The 21,862-nt window shown below is 42.9% G+C and carries 28 protein-coding genes; all 28 read left to right on the top strand.

The window, feature by feature from the left end; all coding sequences use genetic code 11:
* Positions 1-174: 174 nt before the first annotated feature.
* The gene (locus MTO98_RS15215) at positions 175-1,212 is read left to right on the top strand and encodes a fatty acid desaturase (RefSeq protein ID WP_243487475.1); all 1,038 of its coding nucleotides are present in this window, start codon (positions 175-177) and stop codon (positions 1,210-1,212) included.
* Positions 1,213-1,248: 36 nt separating this feature from the next.
* Complete coding sequence (locus MTO98_RS15220; RefSeq protein ID WP_243487476.1) at positions 1,249-1,770, top strand: DUF892 family protein; 522 nt, start codon at positions 1,249-1,251, stop codon at positions 1,768-1,770.
* Between the two features lie 13 nt (positions 1,771-1,783).
* Entirely contained in the window at positions 1,784-2,146 is a 363-nt protein-coding gene (locus tag MTO98_RS15225) for a single-stranded DNA-binding protein (RefSeq protein ID WP_243487477.1), read from the top strand.
* Positions 2,143-2,439: an RNA polymerase sigma factor gene (locus tag MTO98_RS15230; protein WP_243487478.1), complete on the top strand. Its 297-nt coding sequence runs from the start codon at positions 2,143-2,145 to the stop codon at positions 2,437-2,439. The genes MTO98_RS15225 and MTO98_RS15230 overlap by 4 nt, the downstream gene beginning before the upstream one ends.
* Positions 2,436-3,464, top strand: a complete 1,029-nt coding sequence (locus tag MTO98_RS15235) for a chemotaxis protein CheB (RefSeq protein WP_243487479.1) — start codon at positions 2,436-2,438, stop codon at positions 3,462-3,464. The genes MTO98_RS15230 and MTO98_RS15235 overlap by 4 nt, the downstream gene beginning before the upstream one ends.
* An 82-nt stretch (positions 3,465-3,546) precedes the next feature.
* Positions 3,547-6,501: a CheR family methyltransferase gene (locus MTO98_RS15240; protein WP_243487480.1), complete on the top strand. Its 2,955-nt coding sequence runs from the start codon at positions 3,547-3,549 to the stop codon at positions 6,499-6,501.
* On the top strand, positions 6,479-8,044 hold the full coding sequence (locus tag MTO98_RS15245) for a PAS domain S-box protein (protein ID WP_243487481.1): 1,566 nt from the start codon (positions 6,479-6,481) through the stop codon (positions 8,042-8,044). Before MTO98_RS15240 ends, MTO98_RS15245 begins: the two co-directional genes overlap by 23 nt.
* A 6-nt stretch (positions 8,045-8,050) precedes the next feature.
* Complete coding sequence (locus MTO98_RS15250) at positions 8,051-8,710, top strand: response regulator transcription factor (protein ID WP_243487482.1); 660 nt, start codon at positions 8,051-8,053, stop codon at positions 8,708-8,710.
* A gap of 101 nt (positions 8,711-8,811) precedes the next feature.
* Positions 8,812-9,087 carry a hypothetical protein gene (locus MTO98_RS15255; RefSeq protein ID WP_243487483.1) on the top strand — a complete coding sequence of 92 codons (276 nt, stop codon included), beginning with the start codon at positions 8,812-8,814 and terminating at the stop codon, positions 9,085-9,087.
* Complete coding sequence (locus MTO98_RS15260; RefSeq protein ID WP_243487484.1) at positions 9,087-9,503, top strand: PleD family two-component system response regulator; 417 nt, start codon at positions 9,087-9,089, stop codon at positions 9,501-9,503. The genes MTO98_RS15255 and MTO98_RS15260 overlap by 1 nt, the downstream gene beginning before the upstream one ends.
* Positions 9,504-9,516: 13 nt before the next feature.
* The gene (locus tag MTO98_RS15265) at positions 9,517-9,741 is read left to right on the top strand and encodes a hypothetical protein (RefSeq protein ID WP_243487485.1); all 225 of its coding nucleotides are present in this window, start codon (positions 9,517-9,519) and stop codon (positions 9,739-9,741) included.
* A gap of 61 nt (positions 9,742-9,802) precedes the next feature.
* Positions 9,803-10,534 (top strand): acyl-CoA desaturase, encoded by a 732-nt coding sequence (locus MTO98_RS15270; protein ID WP_243487935.1) that lies wholly within the window; start codon positions 9,803-9,805, stop codon positions 10,532-10,534.
* Between the two features lie 183 nt (positions 10,535-10,717).
* Entirely contained in the window at positions 10,718-10,861 is a 144-nt protein-coding gene (locus tag MTO98_RS15275; RefSeq protein ID WP_243487486.1) for a hypothetical protein, read from the top strand.
* Between the two features lie 72 nt (positions 10,862-10,933).
* Complete coding sequence (locus MTO98_RS15280; protein WP_243487487.1) at positions 10,934-11,275, top strand: hypothetical protein; 342 nt, start codon at positions 10,934-10,936, stop codon at positions 11,273-11,275.
* Between the two features lie 23 nt (positions 11,276-11,298).
* Positions 11,299-11,541 carry a hypothetical protein gene (locus tag MTO98_RS15285; protein ID WP_243487488.1) on the top strand — a complete coding sequence of 81 codons (243 nt, stop codon included), beginning with the start codon at positions 11,299-11,301 and terminating at the stop codon, positions 11,539-11,541.
* 269 nt (positions 11,542-11,810) lie between these two features.
* A complete protein-coding gene (locus MTO98_RS15290) occupies positions 11,811-12,389 on the top strand; it encodes a hypothetical protein (RefSeq protein ID WP_243487489.1) in 579 nt (192 codons plus the stop codon).
* A gap of 360 nt (positions 12,390-12,749) precedes the next feature.
* Positions 12,750-13,784 carry a glycosyltransferase gene (locus tag MTO98_RS15295; protein WP_243487490.1) on the top strand — a complete coding sequence of 345 codons (1,035 nt, stop codon included), beginning with the start codon at positions 12,750-12,752 and terminating at the stop codon, positions 13,782-13,784.
* Entirely contained in the window at positions 13,784-14,920 is a 1,137-nt protein-coding gene (gene glf, locus MTO98_RS15300; protein WP_243487491.1) for a UDP-galactopyranose mutase, read from the top strand. The genes MTO98_RS15295 and glf overlap by 1 nt, the downstream gene beginning before the upstream one ends.
* Before the next feature lie 59 nt (positions 14,921-14,979).
* Complete coding sequence (locus tag MTO98_RS15305) at positions 14,980-15,399, top strand: SET domain-containing protein-lysine N-methyltransferase (protein WP_243487492.1); 420 nt, start codon at positions 14,980-14,982, stop codon at positions 15,397-15,399.
* Between the two features lie 59 nt (positions 15,400-15,458).
* Positions 15,459-16,043: a DUF4142 domain-containing protein gene (locus MTO98_RS15310; RefSeq protein WP_243487493.1), complete on the top strand. Its 585-nt coding sequence runs from the start codon at positions 15,459-15,461 to the stop codon at positions 16,041-16,043.
* 49 nt (positions 16,044-16,092) lie between these two features.
* Positions 16,093-16,272: a hypothetical protein gene (locus MTO98_RS15315; RefSeq protein ID WP_243487494.1), complete on the top strand. Its 180-nt coding sequence runs from the start codon at positions 16,093-16,095 to the stop codon at positions 16,270-16,272.
* A gap of 41 nt (positions 16,273-16,313) precedes the next feature.
* Positions 16,314-17,555 carry an amine oxidase gene (locus tag MTO98_RS15320; RefSeq protein ID WP_243487495.1) on the top strand — a complete coding sequence of 414 codons (1,242 nt, stop codon included), beginning with the start codon at positions 16,314-16,316 and terminating at the stop codon, positions 17,553-17,555.
* Positions 17,552-17,992, top strand: a complete 441-nt coding sequence (locus tag MTO98_RS15325; protein ID WP_243487496.1) for a hypothetical protein — start codon at positions 17,552-17,554, stop codon at positions 17,990-17,992. Before MTO98_RS15320 ends, MTO98_RS15325 begins: the two co-directional genes overlap by 4 nt.
* Positions 17,993-18,147: 155 nt before the next feature.
* Positions 18,148-19,104: a manganese catalase family protein gene (locus tag MTO98_RS15330; RefSeq protein WP_243487497.1), complete on the top strand. Its 957-nt coding sequence runs from the start codon at positions 18,148-18,150 to the stop codon at positions 19,102-19,104.
* Positions 19,101-19,364 carry a hypothetical protein gene (locus MTO98_RS15335; protein ID WP_243487498.1) on the top strand — a complete coding sequence of 88 codons (264 nt, stop codon included), beginning with the start codon at positions 19,101-19,103 and terminating at the stop codon, positions 19,362-19,364. Before MTO98_RS15330 ends, MTO98_RS15335 begins: the two co-directional genes overlap by 4 nt.
* A gap of 5 nt (positions 19,365-19,369) precedes the next feature.
* Entirely contained in the window at positions 19,370-20,470 is a 1,101-nt protein-coding gene (tal, locus tag MTO98_RS15340; RefSeq protein WP_243487499.1) for a transaldolase, read from the top strand.
* A gap of 182 nt (positions 20,471-20,652) precedes the next feature.
* A complete protein-coding gene (locus tag MTO98_RS15345) occupies positions 20,653-21,414 on the top strand; it encodes a hypothetical protein (RefSeq protein WP_243487500.1) in 762 nt (253 codons plus the stop codon).
* A 173-nt stretch (positions 21,415-21,587) separates the two neighbouring features.
* Positions 21,588-21,857, top strand: coding sequence for an AlpA family transcriptional regulator (locus tag MTO98_RS15350; RefSeq protein WP_243487501.1), 270 nt, complete (start codon positions 21,588-21,590; stop codon positions 21,855-21,857).
* The last annotated feature ends 5 nt before the right edge of the window (positions 21,858-21,862 follow it).

Consider the following 21,862-nt stretch of genomic DNA (forward strand, 5'->3'; position numbering starts at 1 on the left):
TTACAGGAAGAGATGATTTTGTTAGTCAATGATAATCGAAACGGCTATTTTGAAAAAATATCGAGTACTTATCCGGGTTGATATGTGTTTTTATACATCGATGTAAAAATCCCTAAGCCGAACTTTGGCAAAAGCGGGAAACTGTGTTTTTTTTTCGTTTACCTAAAAAGCAAAATGCCATTCTTAGATCATGTATTGCAAATTCCATCGTATGGTTGGAAAGATCCTGCCGGGGTCCTGGTTAAACCAACCTCCGGACAAATTTTAAAAGAGTTTTTTTCCAGGTTAAATCTTTTTAGGACCCGTAGAAACTGGCTTCCGGCATTCAGCTGGATAAAAGTGATTTGCTTATCGGTTTTTTTTGTGATGTTCTTGGCATATTATCTAAGTTGGTGGACACTGTTGGCGGCGTTTGTATACGGCATGATCATTATGGGCACACACGGTACCATCTGGCATCACCGGTATTGTACCCATGGAGCCTATAAATTTCGTAACGGTTTCTGGCGCTTTGTTACCCAAAATCTCACCATTAATGTGATCCCCGAAGAAATTTATGTGATCTCCCACCATGTTCACCATTCTAAATCAGATCAACCCGGCGACCCTTATAATGCGCAGGCCGGTTTTCTTTATTGCTTTTTGGCCGATGTTAACCATCAGCCGATCGCTAAAGATCTGAGCGAAGGCGATTATAACAGGGTGCGGTCTCTCATGAAACATACAGGAGTAAAAGCCAACACCTATGCACAATACCAGCAATGGGGCTCGTACGTTAATCCTTACAGGGCTGTATTATCCTGGATTCTGAACTGGGGTTTCTGGTATGGGGCATTTTACCTGGTGGGTGGAAATGCACTTGCGTTTTGCCTGTTTGGAGCTGCTGGCTTCTGGGCGGTTGGGGTGCGCACTTTTAATTATGACGGCCACGCCAAAGGGAAGGATAAACAACGCGAGGGGACGGATTATAATCAAAACGATAAATCAATCAACCAGTTATGGCCAGGTCTGGTAGCAGGCGAGTGGCACAACAACCATCATTTATATCCAAAAAGTGCCCGTAGTGGTTTTAAACCACACCAGGTTGATCTGGCCTGGTATTATATCAGGATGATGAATTGGCTGGGTGCGGTCACCGAGTACCGCGATAACAAGAAGCAGTTTTATGAACGTTACTTTCTGCCACATAAAAATGCCAACCTAAATCAATAACCACAGTAACTTAATTATCCAAATCAACAGCCTGTAATGAATGATCCCACAAACGATAAAAAAACATCCGGCCCTGTATTAAATCAGGATCAGCTTCGCATCTTTTTCATTAATCATTTGAACCGGATTTTCTGTGCTAAATCGCATTTGTTTGAGCGATTGCCCGAACTTACGGAACATGTGCATTTCCAGGATCTGAAACATGCTATTTTAGAGACCTGGGAAGATATTGGCAAACAGGTTGCCCGTATTGAAGAGATTTTTACGCTCCTTGACGAAGTGCCTTCTTTAAAAAACTGCGAAGAACTGATAGGCTTTATGGAATCAGGTTTTTCAGGTATCTATCATAAAAAGGAAGAAGCTGAACTACGTGATCTATCGCTATTATTTTACCTGTCTCTTATTGAAAGTGTAGAACTTGCTTCCTTTCAACTGTTACAAATGGCTTCTATAAAAATGCCTAATAAGCAGATCCAGCAGTTGTTGAAAGAAAATTTCGACGAATCAAAAGCAGACCGGAGCTTATTCGTCCAGATAGCTGCACGGTACATCAATTAATTTCATCGAAACAATGGGAGGGATCAACAAAGTTATGCTGGTAGGGAACGTTGGAGAAGAGCCGGCACTTCGTTATATCAACAACGATATTGCTATTACAAGTTTCCAATTGGTTACTGCAGAGCGTATAATAAAAAACGGAGTCAAAACCGAGCATACTGAGTGCCATAATATTGTGATGTTGCGCGGTGTTGCGGAGCATGCGTTTAAGGTGTTAAAAAAAGGCAAATTGATTTGTGTGGAAGGCAAACTTCAAACCCGCTTTTTAGATGATCCTTCAGGCATGATAAAAATTACCGAGGTTGTAGCTATGTATTTCAGGTTGTTGGGCAGAACCAGCGATTTTGAAGAAGTGCCGGATAGAAAAGGCGTATGATAGCGTATTTGGAAAAAACCAGGATCTCCGATGCAGAACTTTGTCTATTGATACAACGCGGTGAAAAAAATGCTGCGGAAATACTATATGATACTTATGCGGGTTTTCTTTTCCTGAGTATTATTCGCATAGTACGAAACAAGGAGCTGGCAAAGCGGGTTCTCGAAGAAACGTTTAAAAAAATTTGGCATTCGATACCTGATTACGAAATAGACAAAGAGCGAATTTATACCTGGATGAAAGCGATAGCCTACGACTCAGCTAAAGAAGCTTTATCTCAACTCAATAAATGAAAATAATATCAAAGATATTCAGACCGGAAAGTGGTAAAATAGTCGTGATTGGTACATCTGCCGGTGGCATGAGCGCTTCCATAAAATTATTGCAACAATTCCCGATAGATTTTCCGGCACCTATACTCATTGTACAACATATATCCGGCGACGCTTCCGGCGATGCCCTCTTGCAGGCATTAAATGAAAGTATTGAGCTTAAATGCGTTCATGCAACGCAAGATGCTCCCCTTGAAAACGGAAAGGTGTACCTGGCGCCATCCGATCATCACCTGATGGTATCTAAAAGCGGGCAGGTGCAGATAACAAAAGGGGCGCAGGAAAACCGATCAAGGCCGGCCATCGACCCCTTGTTCCGTTCTGCAGCGGTTGCTTTTGGCAACCGTGTAACCGGCATCGTACTTACCGGATATCTGGACGACGGCACAGCTGGCCTTATTGCCATTAAACGATGTGGAGGTACCTGTATCATACAGGACCCTAACGACGCGGAATACCCGGATATGCCGCAAAACGCATTGAACCAGGTAAAAACTATCTACCGGTTGCCGATAGCAAAAATGGGATCTGCGCTCACAAAAATATTGGCAGCCCCGGCAAAAAAGCAAGTGAAGATTCCGAAGGATATTGAACTGGAAGTTAGGATAGCCGAGCGTGTTCTTAGCGACCTTGCCGCAGTAAATGAACTGGGCCATCAGGTACCCTTTAACTGCCCAGGTTGTGGCGGCGTGCTGTGGAAAATAAAAGAAGGCTCATTTTTACGGTACCGCTGCCATACCGGTCATGCTTACACCGCGGCAAGTTTGGTAGCCGAGCAAACTAATAAAATTGAGGAAACGATGTGGGTGGCGTTACGGATGTTTGAGGAGCGGCGAAATTTGCTCACCACGCTCGCCAAAGGACAAACAGGAGCCGCCGCACGTTCTGCCGAAGAACGCGCCGCTTTGTCGCAGGTTCATATTGAAAGGATCAGGGCAATTTTACTCGCTGATGATAAGGCTACTAAAAGCGACCTGCCTTCATAGCTTGCTTTAAACAGCATGGATAGCAGATTGCTGTCGAATTTAATTACCTTTAACCTTACAAATCAAACCAGGCGGAAACCAGATGGTCAAATCAAGAAAAGCTGTCGTACCGGAAATAGCTCAAAAAAAAAAGCGGGTAAAGGCCGGCGGTAAAAAGTCAAAATCGTTTCCGGTTATTGCCATCGGCGGTTCAGCGGGTTCTTTTTCAGCCTACGAAAAGTTTTTTGCAAACATGCCTGCTGATAGCGGTATGGCCGTTGTAATCATTATGCACCTTGATCCGCTGCACAAAAGCCAGCTTTCTGAAGTGATGCAGCGTTATACCGCCATCCCGGTAATTGAAGCCACCGATGGCATGGCAATCGGGCCGGATCACATTTATATCATCCCATCCAATAAAGATATGGGTATCCATAATGGTAAACTCCTGCTGTTAGCCGCGTCAAAACCGGAGGGAGTGAGGCAACCAATCGATTATTTTTTTCAAAGCCTGGCTAATGATCAGTGGAACAGATCGGTAGCTGTAATTTTATCAGGAATGGGTGCTGACGGGGAAACCGGCATCCGGATGATCAAGGAAAATCTGGGCATGACGATAGCCCAGGACCCGCAAACCGCGGACTACGACAGCATGCCCCTGGCAGCGATAGGCACCAACCTGATTGATTATGTGCTTGCCCCTGAAGAAATGCCGTTAAAGATCATTCAATACCTGAACCATCCCGTAATAGCGGAAGAAGTGGATGACGACCTGAAGATGTCATTAAAAAACAATAATGCCATTAACAAAATATTGATGTTGCTGCGTTCTCAAACGGGTAATGATTTTGCGCTGTATAAAAAATCTACCGTTACACGCCGGATAGAACGCAGGATAGCCTATTACCAGTTTACAGATTACGCGCATTATGCGGCATACCTTAAGGATAACCCGGAAGAGATTGATAATCTGTTCAATGAACTTCTGATAGGGGTTACCAAGTTTTTTAGGGACGCCGAGGCTTTTGAATCCTTAAAACAGTTGCTGAAAGAACTGATAGGGCGAAAAAAAGTGGATGAGCCCGTTCGCGTTTGGATAGCGGGCTGTTCTACCGGCGAAGAGGCGTATTCTGTTGCTATGCTGCTGGTGGAATGCTTTGAAGAACTCAAACGGATAATTATGCCGAAGGTTCAGGTTTACGCTACAGATCTTGATCCGGCCGCCTTGGAGCATGCACGAGCCGGCCTTTATCACGAAAACATTGTAGCCGAAGTTTCGGCCGCTCGCCTGAAGAATTTTTTCACCCGCGAGGACGACCGTTATCGTGTAAAAAAAGAACTGAGAGACCTTGTGGTATTTGCGCAGCAGAACCTGATCAAAGATCCGCCATTCATCAAACTCGACCTGCTTTGCTGTCGAAATATGCTCATCTACTTTACACCGGAGCTTCAAAAAAAGATCATCCCCTTGTTTCACTATTCCCTTAATCCAGGCGGAATTATGTTCATGGGACCGGCCGAAACGATAGGCGGCTTTACTGACCTGTTTCGTTCGCTCGATCCTAAATGGAAATTATTTGGGCGGCAGGAAGGTAACATCGCGCTGCGTGATATGATCGACTTTCCCTACCAGGCATCCAAACAACCTTTACACACAGTAAAACCTCATGAAGTGAGTACCACCAAGCAAAAACGTTCTTTTACAGATATTTTTAATAAAGTACTGATCGACAAATTTCTGCCGCCTTCGGTGCTGGTTAACGAAAAGGGTGATATCCTATATAATAACGGCAATACCGGCAAATACCTGGAACTGCCCCGCGGCGAAACAGTAGCGAATAATATTTTAAAACTGGCCCGCGAGGAACTAAAATACGCTTTATCCAGTAGCTTACAGCAGGCGCTTAAAAGCGGCGATACACAGGTAAGAGAACATATCACCTTAAAAGATGGCAAATATAGCCACTTGGTAAGCATACGGGCTACAGCTGTACGGGAGCATGAAATGCCTGCGCTGGTAATATTTGTATTTGAAGATCATGGACTGATAGAAGTAAGTAAAAAAGCGCAACATCTGTCGTCATCGGACGGAGATGCAATGGCTGAGGCGTTAAAAAAAGAATTGGTTTATACCAAGCAGCAGCTAAACACTACTGTTGAGGAAATGGAAAGCTCGATGGAAAAACTCAGGCTAAGTAATGAAGAATTACAAAGCACTAACGAAGAATTGCAGAGCACCAATGAGGAATCGCTGACCACGAAAGAAGAAATGCAGTCGTTAAACGAGGAACTCATGACCGTGAATAGCCAGTACCAGTTAAAAGCGGAAGAACTGACCAGGCTGAACAACGATATGAAAAACCTGCTGGACGCAACGGAAGTTTGTACGCTGTTTCTTGATAATGATTTGAATATCCTCCGCTACACCCCGCAGGTGCGCCATTTATTCAACCTCATCGCAAGCGATGTTGGGCGGCCTATCAGTCATGTGGTATCTAACTTCGAAAAACCTATAAATGAGGATGAAATCCGTGAGGTGATTGATAAGTTGACCATTAAGGTTACAGACTTGCGTACCAGGGATAACGAATGGTACCGCGTGCGGATCATGCCTTATCGTACCCTCGATAACTACATTTCGGGTGCTGTATTAACCCTTACTCAAATAACAGACTTTAAGCTTATGGAATCAAACCTTGAAGTTTTGAAAGATTATGCCGCATCCATCTTAAATGATCTTCCGGAGGCTACCATTCAAATGAACAAGAATTTTGTTATTATAAGTGCGAACGGAACAGCGCTGAAGTTGTTTAAAATAACCCAACATGATCTTCAGGGAAAAAACGCGGCGGAGCTTTTAAAGAAACTATGGAAAACAGAAGAGGCCGAACTGTTGTTAAGCCAGTGTTTAAATGAACGGAAGGAAGTATCAGCAGCCGTAACTACCAAAACCAGGCAGCCTAAAATATACCAGCTGAACGCCCGCCCATTTTTCGAGCAAACGGAAACAACGCCTTTAATCGTATTAAGGATCAATGAAAGTCAAAGCAGCGCATAATGATCTGTTAACAGAAGTAAGCGGGAAATCGCTTAATGAAATGCGCCTGCAAAAAGTGCTGGAAGAACTGCATTTGCACCAGGCCGAACTGGAAATGCAGAACGATGAGCTTCGCGTAGCCAATGAAAAACTGGAGATGCAACATCTCAAATTTTCCGGAATTTACGACCTCGCACCAATTGGCTATTATATCCTTAATAAAGACGGCCTGGTTAGTGAAGTGAACAATGCGGGCATCTCGCTATTGGAAACCAGTAAGGGTAATATTATCGGCAACAGGCTGCAAAGTTTCGTGGCCCCCGAATACCGGGATACTTATCACCTTTTTTTTCGTGAAATTTTGAACAGCGGAAGAAAGCAAAGTCGCCAGTTAAAAATGTTGTCCAGAAGAGGTTGTGTGTTTTACGTGCAGATGGAAGGCATAATGGTTAACACCGTACGGAATTTACCGCTTCAATGCGATATCGCGGTTATGGATATTACCGAAAGGGTTGAGGCGGAAAAGGTATTGGCCAAAACAAAAGAGCGGTTGGAGTTGGCCCTGGAAGCTTCATCATCAGGTACCTGGGAATTGGAACTGGATACCATGAAGTTTTACCTGGATGAGTTTAATTATCAAACCTGTGCCATACCCGGAGGTAAATTTGACGGCCGGTATCAAACATTTATTGGGCTCATCCACCCGGACGATCGCCTTGCTGTCGATCAGCAGTTTCGCACCGCGCTTAATAATCAGAAGTCTATTGATCTGGTTTGCCGCTTTGATAACCAGAGCGGTAATACGCGCTTTGCCAGCATCCGCGGACATGTGATCACCGAACCCGGACAACCAAACAGGTTTGTGGGGATCATGATGGACATTACTGCAAAAAAAGACCTTGAACAGGAAGCTGTCCGCGTTAAACACGAGCAGCAGAGGAATATAGCGCTGGCAACTATTCACGCGGAAGAAAATGAGCGTTTGCGGATCAGCGAGGCTTTGCATGATAGTGTGAGCCAGCTGTTATACGGCATTAGGATAAAGCTTGGCACTTTATTGGATTCGGACAATGCGGCAGAAGCACTGAAGGGCGTTTATAAACTGCTTGATATGGCCGTTTTAGAAACGCGGAATATCTCTTTCGAACTGGCACCGGCTATCCTGAGTGATTTTGGGCTCCGGGCGACTATAGAGGAAATGGCCAGTCGCTTAACCACGCCGAAGATGATCATCAAAACCAAGCTTATGAGGCTAAACGAGCGGATGGATTTACCTGTGGAATCTAATATTTTCAGAATCTTGCAGGAACTGGTCAATAATGCCATGAAGCACTCGGGAGCAAGTTTGATCATTATTGAAGTGAAAAAAAACAAAAATGTTGAATTAACAGTTTCCGACAATGGAAAGGGTTTCGAGATCGGCAAGCCGGGAGATATTACCTCAGGATCGGGGCTTAGCAGCATCCGGAACAGGCTAAGCCTCTATAACGGATCCATTGATATTAACTCTAAACCCGGAACTGGTACGATGGTGAAAATTACGCTCGAAATAAGACCAGAATAATTAACAATGGCAAACGCTCCCATAAACATCATATTAGCCGACGACCACCTTATTGTTAGGGGTGGCATTAAATCTATGCTGGAAAAAGAAAAATCGTTTCAGATAACCGGGGAGGCCAATAATGGTGTTGAGGTACTTCGATTGCTTGAACGAGGCACTAAAGCCGACATTGTACTGGTGGATATGAATATGCCTGCTATGGGGGGGATAGAACTAACTGAAAACTTAAAGCAGAATTATTCCGAACTGAAAGTAATTATTTTGAGTGCTCTGGATACAGAAAAATATGTGATCAAAGCATTTAAGTCCGGGGCCAGCGGTTACCTGCTAAAAAACATCAGCACAGCCGAACTGATTTTTGCCATTTGCCATACCCACCAGTTCGGGCAATATATTTGCGCTGAACTTTCCGGGCGCTTCCTGAACCGCCTGCTGACCATCCCAGATCCGATAACCAACGAAAATATTGAAAATATTGAATTCTCAACGCTTGACGTAGAAATTCTGACTCTTATCTCCGAGGGATTCACCAATCAGGAAGTTGCCGATAAACTTTTCACCAGCAAACGTACTATCGAAAATCACCGGCAGCAACTGATAGACAAAACCGGTTCGCGCAATACGGTCGCCCTGATCCGCTTTGCCATGCTTAATGGCGTCATATAAAGCCATTTATAGCAAAAAGGAGTATTAACCACATCAGCAAATGGTATTATAACCATCATAGGAAAAATCTGGCCGGGTACCTTTGATAAAAATCTACGGCTATGCAAAAAATTTTAACTACCGAACTCCTGGAAACCCTGATAGGACAGGGTTACCGCTACTGTTTATCGCGTACCACCAGCATTTTTGGCGAAGACGCCGACATTTGCATCACTTTATTACCCGTAAAACAGGCCCCTTCATTAAAGAAACTTCCCGAAAGATTTGATACTTATTTCAATATAGGTGAGGAGCCGAGGCAAATGGCCATGGGAATTGATGAAACTATTGTGTTGGTAGATTTAACCGAGATCAATGTCAATGCGGAGGTGAACTGATGGGAAAGCGCATATTGATATTTGACGATGACGTAGCCGTACTGGAAGTTTTACAGATGGTCTTGGATTACGAGGGTTTTGAAGCGGATATCATAGAAGAGACCGGTGATTTTTTGAGTTTGGTGCGGTTTTACCAACCTTCGCTGATCCTGCTGGATTTTTCTTTAAAGGGCTTATCCGGGGGCGACTGGTGCACCCTGTTAAAAAAAAGCACGGAATTTAAAGCTATTCCGGTTATTCTCCTTACAGCGTATTCCAATAAGGGCCTTGAAAAAGGGACGTATGGATGCGACGATTTTATAGCCAAGCCATTTAACGTGGTTGACCTTATATTCCGGATCAATTTACTAACCGATAGCACACATGAGTTGCTTTTAATAAAAGAACATAACGAAAGAGGTACAAAGGTTTATTAAAACACTAACCGTTATGATCTTCATCAGCGTTAAGGATCCTGAATCCGGCTTGACCAGGGAATTAAGAATACAACCAGTAAATAATTTCGCTTTTCCGGGTTGGGTGGTTTTGATTCCAGGAGGCAAAAATGTATTGCTTTACCGGAAAGACGAACGTTGGGAGATCATTCCCCAAAACATCAGTGCTTCTTATGCTGAAAAGATCGGTGAAAAACTTACCGAATTGTCCACTATGTAGTACTGTATTTCCTTTTATCCCCACCATTTTTACCCCATTTATATTTTAATTGAATTTTATGCTGATCATTTTTTCATTTTTTATTGCCCACTGGTTTCTGTCGTTGTTTTTTCAAACTTTTTTTCAGCACCGGTATGCTTCTCATCGTATGTTTACTACAAGTAAGGTATGGGAGCGGGTATTTTACCTGATGGCTTACTTTTTTGAGGGCGCCTCTTTTCTTAACCCGCGTGCCTACGCAACTATGCACCGTGAGCATCATGCTTATAGTGATACAGAGCTGGACCCGCACTCGCCGCATTTTTTTACAGATATCTTCCAAATGGTAAAAGCAACGGTGAATACGTTTAAAGACCATTTAAAGAGGACTAAAGAACCAGACACACGCTTTTCCGGCTATTACCCGGAATGGCCGCTTATTGACCGCATGGGTTCATCCTTGTTATCGAGAGTGATTTTCGCCCTGGCTTATACCTGCTTTTATATTGCTTTCGCCACTCATTGGTGGCTGTTTCTTTTACTGCCTGTTCATTACCTCATGGGCCCGGTTCATGGCGCTATTGTTAACTGGTGCGGCCATAAATATGGCTACACTAATTATGATAATAAGGACAAGTCCAAAAACACCACGCCGTTTGATTTCCTGATGCTTGGCGAATTATTTCAAAACAACCATCACCGTCATCCTAACAGTGCAAATTTTGGTAAACGCTGGTTCGAGATCGATCCTGTTTACCCTGTGATGAAAATGATGCATTGGCTAAAAATTATCAAACTAAGAAAGGCATATTGAAGCGATATATATTTTATGATCACGAAATTCAAAGCGTTCTACACGCTTACATGTACATTGTTTTAAATTAATTTTTATTTAATTTATTTAATTTAAAATAAAAGGCATTGTAATTGCACACGTATATAAAATACCCCTATTATAAATCTAACGCACGCCACAAAAATTTAAAGCATGACACACATGAAAGGACAACGGGTGACTACACCAGGTGGAAATGGAGAAGTTTTGGATACCATCGGAGACAAAGTAGAAGTAAAGCTGGATAACGGAGAGGTAAAAACTTATCCCAGCAATGATGTTTCTGACAATAGCAGTGCCGGTTAAAAGAAGTGATATGAAATCGTTAATGGTTGACAATTCAAGCCAAAAACTTATACCAGAATATTTTAAAGAGAAATGGAAAAAACAACTACACCTGAAACTATCATTAAACAGGTTGAACGTTACCTGGAAACAAAATTTAAATTATTAAAATATGAAGGAGTACACAAAGCAAGTGGCATCATTGCCGAGATGATCACCGACTTGGTTGTTGTTGTGCTTTTATTATTAACCTTCCTCTTCGTAAGCATAACGCTTGGCCTTTTTGCCGCACATTTTCTCCATTCCGGTTGGAAAGGGTTTGGATGCGTTGCTCTATTATATTTTATCATGTCCTTGTTTGCAAAAACGCTAAAGTTAAGCCTGCAAAATACCTTCATCCGCATTTCTATCAGCAAAGTATTTAAACACAAATAATCATACTATCAACAAAAACAAACATGGAAGACAACAAATCAACCAATGAAGGACCGGTGGCTAAGGCTATCGAAAAACAAACAGCGAAACTACCATCAGATATTTTTCTTTGGGCAGCTTTGGCGGCAATGGGCGCGTCGCTCACTTTAAAAATTTTGCAGAAGAAACATACTGCATTGTTTGTGGGACAATGGGCTGCGCCGTTTCTTTTACTCGGCGTATACAATAAGCTGGTAAAACTGGAAGGTCACGATAAAGAATCCTGATCAATTAAACAAACACATAAGCCGAATAACCTATCGTAGGGCTTAATCAGATTGTAAAGGGCCATCACTAATTCTTTTACCAATTTTTCTTTAAGGTTTATTATCCTAATCTCAATTTGTTTACAACTACAAAACCAACCATAGGGATCCTTATTTCCTTAGGATAACTGCGCGTTGGTTTTGTTTTAAAGACCTTTTGAGCACCGCAAAATCAGGTGCCTTTCAATTATAATAACACCCAAAACAATCATCAAATTAAAATCAATCAAATGAAAAAAATATTATTAGGATTAATCGTATTGGCTGTTACCGGCTTTAAAGCAAACGCGCAAATTCAGCAGGGTAACGTGCTGGTAGGCGGCAATTTTGCAAACATCAACCTTGGTTTAAACGACCCGAAAATATTCAGCCTGGATATTACGCCAAAAGCAGCCTGGTTTGTGAGGGATAACGTGGCCTTAGGTGGATATGTCAACCTGGGGATAGAAACTGCAAAGGGATCAAATACAACGGTAAGTTATGGGGTAGGTGCCTTAGGTCGTTACTACACAGGGTCTGACGTGGAGATCCTTCGTCATGGCCGTATCTTTGGTGAGGCCACAGTAGGTCTGGGTGGTGTTAATGTCAGTAATGGTGGCGGTAATACCAACGGCTTAAACTTTAGTTTCGGGCCGGGTTTCGCTTACTTTATTACACCAAGTATCGGCTTAGAAACTTTACTGAAATACAATGGCTTAGGTGGTTTTGGTAGTCAGGGCTACCAAAGCAACCTCAATTTATCGTTCGGTTTCCAGATCTATTTACCGGGACAACGTACCGCAAACAAAGTAAAATCTGACGCGAGATAGTAGAATATTAAAGTATTAATCAATGTGAAAGTACCTATATGCAGTATATTTGAAAAATATTCTGCAGATCATTATCGTACAAGCCACAACCAAAGCCCCGTAAGGGGCTTTTTATTTGAAAAATTTAAATCATTGCGATTTAAATAATAAGTTATATTTTTTACTTTTAAAACAATTTAAGTTGCTAATGCTTGTGTTATTAAACAAACACATGATATGCAACTAATTAGCAAGCCTCTCGGGCGGTATCCTAAACCTACATCTAACTACCTGCCTGGCAACCTGGTGTGTTTTTCTCACTTACGCTGGGATTTTGTTTTTCAAAGGCCTCAGCACTTGCTAACCCGGTTAGCTAAAATCATGAATGTTTTTTATGTAGAAGAGCCGGTTATCTCAGATACTGAAATTCCTTATTATGCCTACATATCCCGTGGCACGCAATTAACTGTAGTTACTCCGCAGCTTCCAAAAGGATTAAGCATCACAGCTTCGCTCAAAATTCAAAAACGGTTGTTTGATGAGTTTATGACCGGGCACGTTGTAAATGATTACGGGTTTTGGTACTACACACCGATGGCTTTGGAGTTTAGCAGGGGATATAGGCCGGAAATTACTGTTTTTGATTGTATGGATGAATTATCCGCCTTCAAATTTGCGCCTGAGTCTATTAAAACATTAGAGAAAGAACTATTGCAAACAGCAGACGTTGTTTTCACGGGGGGATATTCTTTATTTGAAGCAAAGAAGAACCAACACAACAATATTCACGCGTTCCCGAGCAGTATTGACAAGCCACATTTTTTAAAAGCCAGGGAGTTAAAAAACGCCAAGGCTAACAAGCCTGCCAGGCTTGGATTTTATGGCGTGATTGATGAACGGTTTGATATTGAGCTTATCCGAAACATAGCCGAACTAAGGCCCGATTGGGATATCATACTTGTAGGGCCGGTGGTTAAAATAGACCCGGCTACATTGCCGGTAAACAAAAACATCAAATACCTCGGTTCCCGGACTTACGCAAAGCTCCCTGAACTTATTGCGGATTGGGACATTGCATTGATACCATTCCTGCTTAATGAATCTACCAGATTTATTAGTCCTACCAAAACGCCTGAGTATCTCGCAGCTGGTCTACCGGTAATCTCAACGGCTATTCAGGATGTAATTAACCCTTATGGTAAATACGGATTGGTATCGATTGGTAATAACGCAAAGGATTTTGTATCACTTGCCGAACAGGAACTTCAACGCGACGACCGTAAAGAGTGGTTGCAAAAGGTGGATTTTTTCCTGGCGCATAATTCATGGGATGATACATGCGCAGGGATGATGGCGGTAATGAATAACATGATCAAATCAACCCAGATTGTTTACAATACCATAGCCCATTCATAATGTTTGATTACCTTATTGTAGGCGCTGGCTTTGCAGGCAGCATACTCGCCGAGAGGCTCGCATCGGTAGAAAATAAAAAAGTGCTGCTTATTGATAAGAGAAGCCATATTGGCGGAAACGCCTACGATCATTATGACAACGAGGGCATTCTTGTACATAAGTATGGGCCTCATATTTTTCACACCAACAGTAAGGAGGTGTTTGATCATTTATCGAGGTTTACGGAATGGCGGCATTATCAACACAAGGTACTGGCTGATCTGGACGGGCAACAGGTACCTGTTCCAATCAACCTTACAACAATTAACACGCTTTATAATATGCAGTTGAGCAGTGCGGAGCTGGAAGGTTTCTTTGCCACAAGGGCAGAAGATGTCGGTCTGGTTCGCACTTCCGAAGATGTGGTAGTTAAAGCGGTTGGCCGTGATCTTTACAACAAATTTTTTAAAGGCTATACACAAAAGCAATGGGATCTTGACCCGTCAGAACTTGATGCATCAGTAACGGCACGTGTACCTACCCGCCTTAATAAAGACGACCGTTATTTTACAGATACTTATCAGTCAATGCCTTTGAACGGCTATACCAGGATGTTCGAAAAAATGCTCGATCATCCCAATATTAAGGTAATGCTCAATACAGATTATAGCGAAATAATGGAAATTATCGCTTTCAATAAAATGATTTTCACCGGTCCGGTAGATGAATATTTCGATTACTGTTATGGCAAGCTACCATACCGGTCGATCAATTTTAAATTTGAAACGCTTGATAAAGAACAATTTCAACGTACCGGCACCATAAACTATCCGAATGATTATGCTTTCACCCGTATTACGGAATTTAAGTATTTAACCGGGCAAAAGCATCATAAAACCAGTGTTGTATATGAATTTCCTACAGCGGAGGGCGATCCTTATTATCCAATTCCACGGCCTCAAAACGCGGAAATTTACAGGAAGTATAAGCTTTTGGCCGACCAGTCTGATACCTATTTTGTAGGCAGGCTGGCAACCTACAAGTACTACAATATGGATCAGGTAGTTGCCCAGGCACTTAGCACCTTTAAAAAAATACAGGCTGAGACAGTTGAACGCCCGATTGGCAGCGATGTGGTTGCCATGGTATCTCACTGAGAATGGCCTTGAGGAGCATTTTTATATAATGTTAACGGACTTGCACGATAATTTAAGTTATGAATCAAATATTTGATATGGCCTTGCCCAATAATGGTATGGGGATATTAATCTTCCAGGCATCCAGTATTCATGGTTTGGGCCTTTTTACAAATGACGATCTGCCTGCAAGCACCATCCTTTGCAGAAGGTTAGGGCTGCGAACGGCATTGTCCCTCAGAGATAAAAGGGCGATTATTGGAATTGATGGGATAGACCCTGCTGTACCCGAAGATTTTATTTTTAAAAAGATAAACCACTCCTGCCAGCCGAATGCCACTATCACGGATACAGGATGTTTGGTAAACATAGAAAGAGTTTTTGGCGATACAGAAATAACTGTTGACTACGGTCAGCTTTTAACTGGCTCATCCTGGTCAGCGGCCTGTTTATGCAGATCGCCCAATTGCCGTCACATTATTTGTTCAATATATAATTGATAATCTGCCTTGAACGACCTTTAAACCAAAATAAATTATTAACCCTACAATAAAGTAATATGCTCAGGATCTCAATAACGTTTATTGCACTTTCGATAGTATTCTTCGGATGCAACGGATCGCCTAAAGACAGTAAAGCCAAAGCCGATAGTACAAACAATTTTTATGATTCACTGAACAATAAAAAAGGTGGACGTGGCACCAGAGCATTAAGTGGCCCGGATGCCGATTTTGCTGTAGAGGCTGCGAATGGCAGCCTGTTAGAGGTTGAATTGGGAAAACTCGCACAACGCAAATCTGGTAATGCCGAAATAAAGGCTTTTGGGGCAATGATGGAGAAAGATCACATGCAGGCAGGAAATGAACTTGAGGCGATAGCTAAGCAAAAGCGGATGGCATTACCGTCTTCTCCGGGAGGAGAGGAGCATAAAACAATGGAAGAACTTAATGCAAAATCCGTTTCGGAGTTTGACAAAAGCTACGTGAATGCCATGGTAAAAGACCATGAAAGCGATATGAAAAAATTCACGAACGGCAGGAAGCTTGTGCATTATCCGGAAATGACCAAATTTATAGATAAGACATTGCCAATTTTAAAAATGCATTACGAAGCGGCGCTTCGGTTACAGCAAAAGTTTCGTTAACGGTTTAAGATTACAGGAGAGCATAGAGAGGAGATATAATTCATTAATCATGACAAATAAAAGTAAAATTAAACAACCTGAAATAAGTCCAGGTAAAAACCCCAACAACGTAGCCGATCAGGACGATCTCCACGAAATCCAGGTATCAGACGATTTAAATGAACCCGATCCTGAAGCGCAGTATCCTCCAACCGTGCTAAGTCAAAAAGAAACTCAATCTGAAAGCTAAAGGTCCATCGCACAGGTTATAAATCTTATAAAATAAAAACTTTGGAAGTTAATATCAACGATACAATAGCCCGCAGCGATGGAAATCCCTTTTGGTCATTTTGGATGGGTGGTTTTGAATGCTCTGACCAGCTTAACTCATTTGGTGACCGTGTTGACCTGCTCAGGACGACCAAGCACCTGGAGAGAATTGATGAAGATTATTTCAATTTAGCCCGATTCGGGATCAGAACGGTGCGCGAAGGAATTCGTTGGAGCAAGGTAGAAAAAAATCCTTTCAGTTACGATTTTAGTGAAGTGGCTGTTATGTTAGATGCCGGCAAGCATTGTGGAATTCAGCAGATCTGGGATATTTGCCATTTTGGCTTTCCGAATGACCTGAGTCCATTGCATCCGCATTTTACAAGGCGATTTTCAGCGCTCTGTGTTGCCTTTGTAGTTTTTTATCGGGAACGGGAACCGCTCGAAACTTTGATCATAACGCCTATCAACGAGGTTAGCTTTATATCCTGGTTGGGCGGAGAAGCCGGAGGTACATCCCCATTTTGTAATGGTCAGGGCTGGCAGGTGAAGTATGCATTAATGCGTGCTTATATACAGGGTATTAAACAGATGAAGGCCATTGACCCAAACATTCTTATAATGACAACGGAGCCTCTCGTTAATATGGTTCCCCCGCTTGATGCAACCGATCTTGAAAAGCAGCAGGCCGCTGCTGCCAACTTAGAACAGTTTCAATCGCTCGATATATTGGCTGGTAAAGTATGCCCGGAACTCGGCGGATCTCCCGAACTTTTAGATTTATTGGGTTTTAATTATTACTATAACAATCAGTGGGTATTAGGTTTTGGTGAGTTTTTGCCTTGGGTGAATGATCAGGACGATGATCGCTGGAAGCCGCTGAGCGAATTGCTGATAATGGCTTATGCTCGTTACAGAAAGCCTGTATTGGTTTCAGAAACAAGTCATCCGGGAGAAGACAGGCCATTATGGATTGAGTTTATCGGCCGGCAATGCCGGGAGGTTATAGACCTTGGCATTCCATTATTAGGGGTTTGCTTATATCCGATAATAGACCGGCCAGACTGGGACGACCTGCAGAACTGGCATCACAGCGGCCTTTGGGACGAAGAATTTTTGTTAAACGGGGAATCTGTAAGACAACTCAATAAGCCTTATGCCACAGCTTTGCTTGACGCACAACGTCACTTACAGTTTTCAATAATTGAAAAGCATGGACCTCAAAATAAAACGAGGTCGCGGGACATTATTCAATCAATATGAAAAACTTAACTAACAGTCTTATAGGCGGGATTGCCGGGGCCATAGCGCTCAACATCCTTCATCAAACAGTAAAGCAATTTGTTCATGAAGCACCGCGTGTGGATCTGATTGGAGAGGAAGGCATTGCCAGGGGAATGGAGAGAGCAGGCTTTAAACCATTAACCGGGGATGCATTGTTCTCGGTAACACTTGTTACTGATTTGATAAGTAATTCAGCTTATTATATGATGATCGGTATGGGTAAAAAGAAGTATCTTCTATACCATGGCGCAGCGCACGGCTTGTGTGCCGGAATTGGCGCGCTAACCCTTACCAGGCCAATGGGGCTTAGTGACGCCCCGGTTGCACGCACAAATGCAACCCGGCTGATGACAGTGGCCTGGTATACTTTCGGTGGTATAATCGCGGGCTGGACAACGAAAGCATTGCGGAAATAGTTCGTCGGGATTTTTAATGGAAATTAAAATATAGGATAATATTTCAATTTAAAGTTGAAACATAAAATACTTCTTGTGGTTGTATTATTATACGATCCTTCTATTATCAAGCTTCTGCTCAATCATCTCATTTATCATCTACTAAAATTATATTTATGTTTCACCACGTTAAATCACTACAATTTAATGCCAGGGTTTCGCGCCCCGACCCTCGCTTCGCTAATCTTTTACTGGAGCAATTTGGCGGCGAAAATGGCGAGTTGGCCGCGGCCATGCAATATTTTACCCAAGCCTTTGGTGCCAAGGTACCACACCCCGACAAGTATGATATGCTGATGGATATCGCTACGGAAGAATTTAGCCACCTGGAAATTGTTGGCGCCACTATCCAAATGCTACTAAAAGGCGTTAACGGAGAGTTAAAGAACGCCGCCGATAGTTCTGAAATTATGCAGGTGATGAATGGCAAAGCTGCTAAAGAAAACATCATCCACGAGGCATTGACCGCTAATCCGCAGTTTGTTGTGATCACGGGTGGTGGAGTAACCCCACGCAACAGCCAGGGCATCCCATGGTGCGCTTCGTACATCCACTCTAACGGCGATCTGACTGTCGATCTGCGTAGCAACCTTGCTTCCGAATCAAGGGCGAAGCTGGTTTACGAGCACCTGATGAAGTTTACGGATGATCCGTATATCCACGAAACACTTTCATTTTTAATGACCCGCGAAGTAGCGCATTATAAAATGTTTGAGGCGGCGCTTGATAGTATCCCTAATAATTTCCCCCCGGGTGTGCTTGCCGCCGATCCGCGTTATACTCAGGAGGTTTATAACCTTTCGGATGGTGCTCTACGCGGCCCGTGGAACGAAGGTGAAATGCCGGGGATGGGTAAGGAATGGATCTTTGTTGAACACCCTTTACAGCAGGTACAGGAAACAGAAGGCCAAACTAATTTGCCCCAGGATTTCAGCGAGGAGTTAAACGCTGCTGAAAGGCAAAATCAAAACATGAGCGCTGTAAAAAGTGCCGAGGTAAAAAATGCAGAACCTAAAGGTGTTGCCCAGTGGAGTACATATGATGTCGTTACTAAACAAACCGAATTGAAATGAAAAGAGTGATTTGGCATATTGGCACATTATGTATGTTATTCATTTCTTTATTCGCCTGTAATTCCGGCGATAGTCAGAAACAGATTGGTAATAGCCAGGATACCACAAGTGTAAATAAAGCCGGCGGCCCAGCCATACGTGATACAACTACTATTGACAAAGATCGAAAGGATTCTGCTAAACAACCTGCAGCCGATTCAATGAGTAAAGGTAATGCCGATCCGTCAGGTCACATGTCTGCTAAACCGGTAAAACAATAATTATTATGCAAAACATTAATAAGGTCAAACAGATCCATACAGACTTTAAACAAAGCATCTGGCTTGATTTTATTGACCGGGAGATCATGTGGTCAGGGAAGTTGCAACAGATGATTGATCAAGATGGTGTGCGGGGGGTAACCTCCAATCCGGCCATTTTTGAGCAGGCAATCAGTTCAAGTGCCGACTACGACGCGGATATCCTGGAACTTGCTAAATCCAGTTCCGATCCTGAGCATATTTTTTTTAGCCTTGCCATTTCCGACATCCGGCAGGCTGCCGATCTGTTCGCATCGGTTTATAATGAAGAGATAAGCGGGGCCGACGGCTATGTAAGCTTGGAAGTATCCCCCTTGCTTGCACTCGATGAATCTGCAACAATTACGCAGGCCAGAGAACTTTGGCAAAAGGTTGACCGCAAAAATGTGATGATCAAGATTCCCGGTACCTTGCCCGGCTTGCCCGCTATCCGTATCGCGATCAGCGAGGGAATCAATATTAACGTTACTTTACTATTTGGGCTGGAACGTTACGAGGCTGTGGTGAACGCTTACATAGCAGGGTTGGAGGAACGCTTGGCTACCGGACAAAGTGTTAGTCAAATAGCCTCCGTAGCAAGTTTTTTCCTGAGCCGTATAGATCTTTTGGTCGACCCGATGCTTGATGAAAAAGATTTATCAGAAATGAAAGGAGAGGCCGCTATTGCAGCTGCACGGGCTGCCTATGCCTTATATAGAAGACTTTTCAGCGGTGAACGCTGGCAAAAGTTAGCAGAGGCCGGAGCAAAACCGCAGCGATTATTATGGGCCAGTACAGGAAATAAGAATCCGGCTTACCGGGATACCCGGTACATCGAGGAGTTGATAGGACCAGAGACAGTTAATACCGCTCCATTGGGCACGATCGAAGCCTTTCGCGATCATGGCGTAGCGTCAGCAAAGTTGGAGAGCGGAACCGAGCAAGCTTTATACATGCTTGAGATGCTGGGCACAGCCGGGATCAATATGCAGGATGTCGCAGAACAACTGGAAAAAGAAGGCATTGAAAAATTTGAGGTTCCTTATCGAAAACTACTGGGGGCTATCCGGGAGAAAGTCAAATTATAGAATAATCAATTAACTGCCGCCACCGGTATATACCGGCAGCATCAAATGAAAATGGGGTTGTGTACATAGATGGGGAGGTCGCTTGTTTTCAGGCGGCCTTTTTTGTTTTTCAAATCTATGAATTTTACTACGGTATCCCTTTTTACATTAAATACGGTTATTTTTGAGTTAGTCACCCATCTATGAGCGTAACATATTTTAAACCACGTGATCGTTTCGATATTGCAAAAGATACTTTGGATATCGGTAATCCATTACAATGGGACAGGTCACATTTTTTAAAGCACTTTTTTAAAAGAGTGTTCGCCATTCCAGAGGACCGCATAAAAGAATTTTATCAACGCCACCTAGCCTATTATTTATCTCAACATACCGATGGTACAGAGGAGATTTTCTTTAAATATTTCTGGTCGCTCATTGAAAGGCAATTAAAAGTGTTGTTGGGCAAAGATGTCTATGACAAAGACCATTTGAAGAATGAGCGGGAAATAGCTAGGTTACAAATGTTTACAGCGCTACTAATCTCGCTTGACCGTTGGAATATTCACAAATCCAATGATGCGGTAATAGCACAGCAGGAGTCAGAAATAATCCTACTAAAACAAGTGGTGAGCCAATTGAAAGCTGATCTCAGGAAAGCCACTGCGCTTGAAACCGAAGGTTATATCAATATTCCTGAGGGTTACCGAAATGCCGTTTTGCACCTGCATTTGCAAATGCAGGAACTTAAAACACCTGAAGGGAGGGAACTCATGTTTTCTCAAACGCAAAGCGTCTGGATGAAAATGATCTGCAAGTATTTCCGTGAAGGAGATAAAGAGATCAATTACGAAACCATACGCAGGTATTTTCCAAGTGACAAGCGCGTGCCGGGAGATAAGCACGCCGATATTCCTGCAAAAGCAAAGCTTTTTAAGATCAATCCTACGAAAAAGAGGAGTTAACTTTTTCTTTTGCTGACAATGTAATTAGCTATTCGTCAATACAGCATCAATTTGTTAACCAGTTCCTTATGAGCTTCTATTGCTTTCTCCAAACTACTCCATTTTAACCATGCAATTCTGCATGGTCAAGAAATTTGTTCTGTACAGCACACATTTGTTCCAAAACAAATGCTATGCAGATAATCAATCAAGAAGCTCTTAGCCTGTGCATACGCCAGGCAGTGAGGGCAGAACTACAGGAACATTTTAAAACGGGCGGCAGCCAGCTGCCTAACTCGGAAAAACTTTTAACCAAGCAAGAACTCGCCGCCGAACTCGGCGTGTCTCTCGTTACGCTTACTGACTGGATGAAAAAAGGCTTACCCTATTTGCGCCTGCATAAAAGGGTGTACTTCAGAAAAAGCGAAGTACTTAATGCCATGCAACAAACCATTAACGATTAAAACAA

The sequence above is a fragment of the Mucilaginibacter sp. SMC90 genome (assembly GCF_022811725.1).
Classification (GTDB): domain Bacteria; phylum Bacteroidota; class Bacteroidia; order Sphingobacteriales; family Sphingobacteriaceae; genus Mucilaginibacter.

Bases quoted from the DNA above. Each gene is read 5' to 3' on its own strand.
- MTO98_RS15215 (WP_243487475.1), top strand. From the start codon at position 175: ATGCCATTCTTAGATCATGTATTGCAAATTCCATCGTATGGTTGGAAA.
- MTO98_RS15220 (WP_243487476.1), top strand. From the start codon at position 1,249: ATGAATGATCCCACAAACGATAAAAAAACATCCGGCCCTGTATTAAAT.
- MTO98_RS15225 (WP_243487477.1), top strand. From the start codon at position 1,784: ATGGGAGGGATCAACAAAGTTATGCTGGTAGGGAACGTTGGAGAAGAG.
- MTO98_RS15230 (WP_243487478.1), top strand. From the start codon at position 2,143: ATGATAGCGTATTTGGAAAAAACCAGGATCTCCGATGCAGAACTTTGT.
- MTO98_RS15235 (WP_243487479.1), top strand. From the start codon at position 2,436: ATGAAAATAATATCAAAGATATTCAGACCGGAAAGTGGTAAAATAGTC.
- MTO98_RS15240 (WP_243487480.1), top strand. From the start codon at position 3,547: ATGGTCAAATCAAGAAAAGCTGTCGTACCGGAAATAGCTCAAAAAAAA.
- MTO98_RS15245 (WP_243487481.1), top strand. From the start codon at position 6,479: ATGAAAGTCAAAGCAGCGCATAATGATCTGTTAACAGAAGTAAGCGGG.
- MTO98_RS15250 (WP_243487482.1), top strand. From the start codon at position 8,051: ATGGCAAACGCTCCCATAAACATCATATTAGCCGACGACCACCTTATT.
- MTO98_RS15255 (WP_243487483.1), top strand. From the start codon at position 8,812: ATGCAAAAAATTTTAACTACCGAACTCCTGGAAACCCTGATAGGACAG.
- MTO98_RS15260 (WP_243487484.1), top strand. From the start codon at position 9,087: ATGGGAAAGCGCATATTGATATTTGACGATGACGTAGCCGTACTGGAA.
- MTO98_RS15265 (WP_243487485.1), top strand. From the start codon at position 9,517: ATGATCTTCATCAGCGTTAAGGATCCTGAATCCGGCTTGACCAGGGAA.
- MTO98_RS15275 (WP_243487486.1), top strand. From the start codon at position 10,718: ATGAAAGGACAACGGGTGACTACACCAGGTGGAAATGGAGAAGTTTTG.
- MTO98_RS15280 (WP_243487487.1), top strand. From the start codon at position 10,934: ATGGAAAAAACAACTACACCTGAAACTATCATTAAACAGGTTGAACGT.
- MTO98_RS15285 (WP_243487488.1), top strand. From the start codon at position 11,299: ATGGAAGACAACAAATCAACCAATGAAGGACCGGTGGCTAAGGCTATC.
- MTO98_RS15290 (WP_243487489.1), top strand. From the start codon at position 11,811: ATGAAAAAAATATTATTAGGATTAATCGTATTGGCTGTTACCGGCTTT.
- MTO98_RS15295 (WP_243487490.1), top strand. From the start codon at position 12,750: ATGAATGTTTTTTATGTAGAAGAGCCGGTTATCTCAGATACTGAAATT.
- glf (WP_243487491.1), top strand. From the start codon at position 13,784: ATGTTTGATTACCTTATTGTAGGCGCTGGCTTTGCAGGCAGCATACTC.
- MTO98_RS15305 (WP_243487492.1), top strand. From the start codon at position 14,980: ATGAATCAAATATTTGATATGGCCTTGCCCAATAATGGTATGGGGATA.
- MTO98_RS15310 (WP_243487493.1), top strand. From the start codon at position 15,459: ATGCTCAGGATCTCAATAACGTTTATTGCACTTTCGATAGTATTCTTC.
- MTO98_RS15315 (WP_243487494.1), top strand. From the start codon at position 16,093: ATGACAAATAAAAGTAAAATTAAACAACCTGAAATAAGTCCAGGTAAA.
- MTO98_RS15325 (WP_243487496.1), top strand. From the start codon at position 17,552: ATGAAAAACTTAACTAACAGTCTTATAGGCGGGATTGCCGGGGCCATA.
- MTO98_RS15330 (WP_243487497.1), top strand. From the start codon at position 18,148: ATGTTTCACCACGTTAAATCACTACAATTTAATGCCAGGGTTTCGCGC.
- MTO98_RS15335 (WP_243487498.1), top strand. From the start codon at position 19,101: ATGAAAAGAGTGATTTGGCATATTGGCACATTATGTATGTTATTCATT.
- tal (WP_243487499.1), top strand. From the start codon at position 19,370: ATGCAAAACATTAATAAGGTCAAACAGATCCATACAGACTTTAAACAA.
- MTO98_RS15345 (WP_243487500.1), top strand. From the start codon at position 20,653: ATGAGCGTAACATATTTTAAACCACGTGATCGTTTCGATATTGCAAAA.
- MTO98_RS15350 (WP_243487501.1), top strand. From the start codon at position 21,588: ATGCAGATAATCAATCAAGAAGCTCTTAGCCTGTGCATACGCCAGGCA.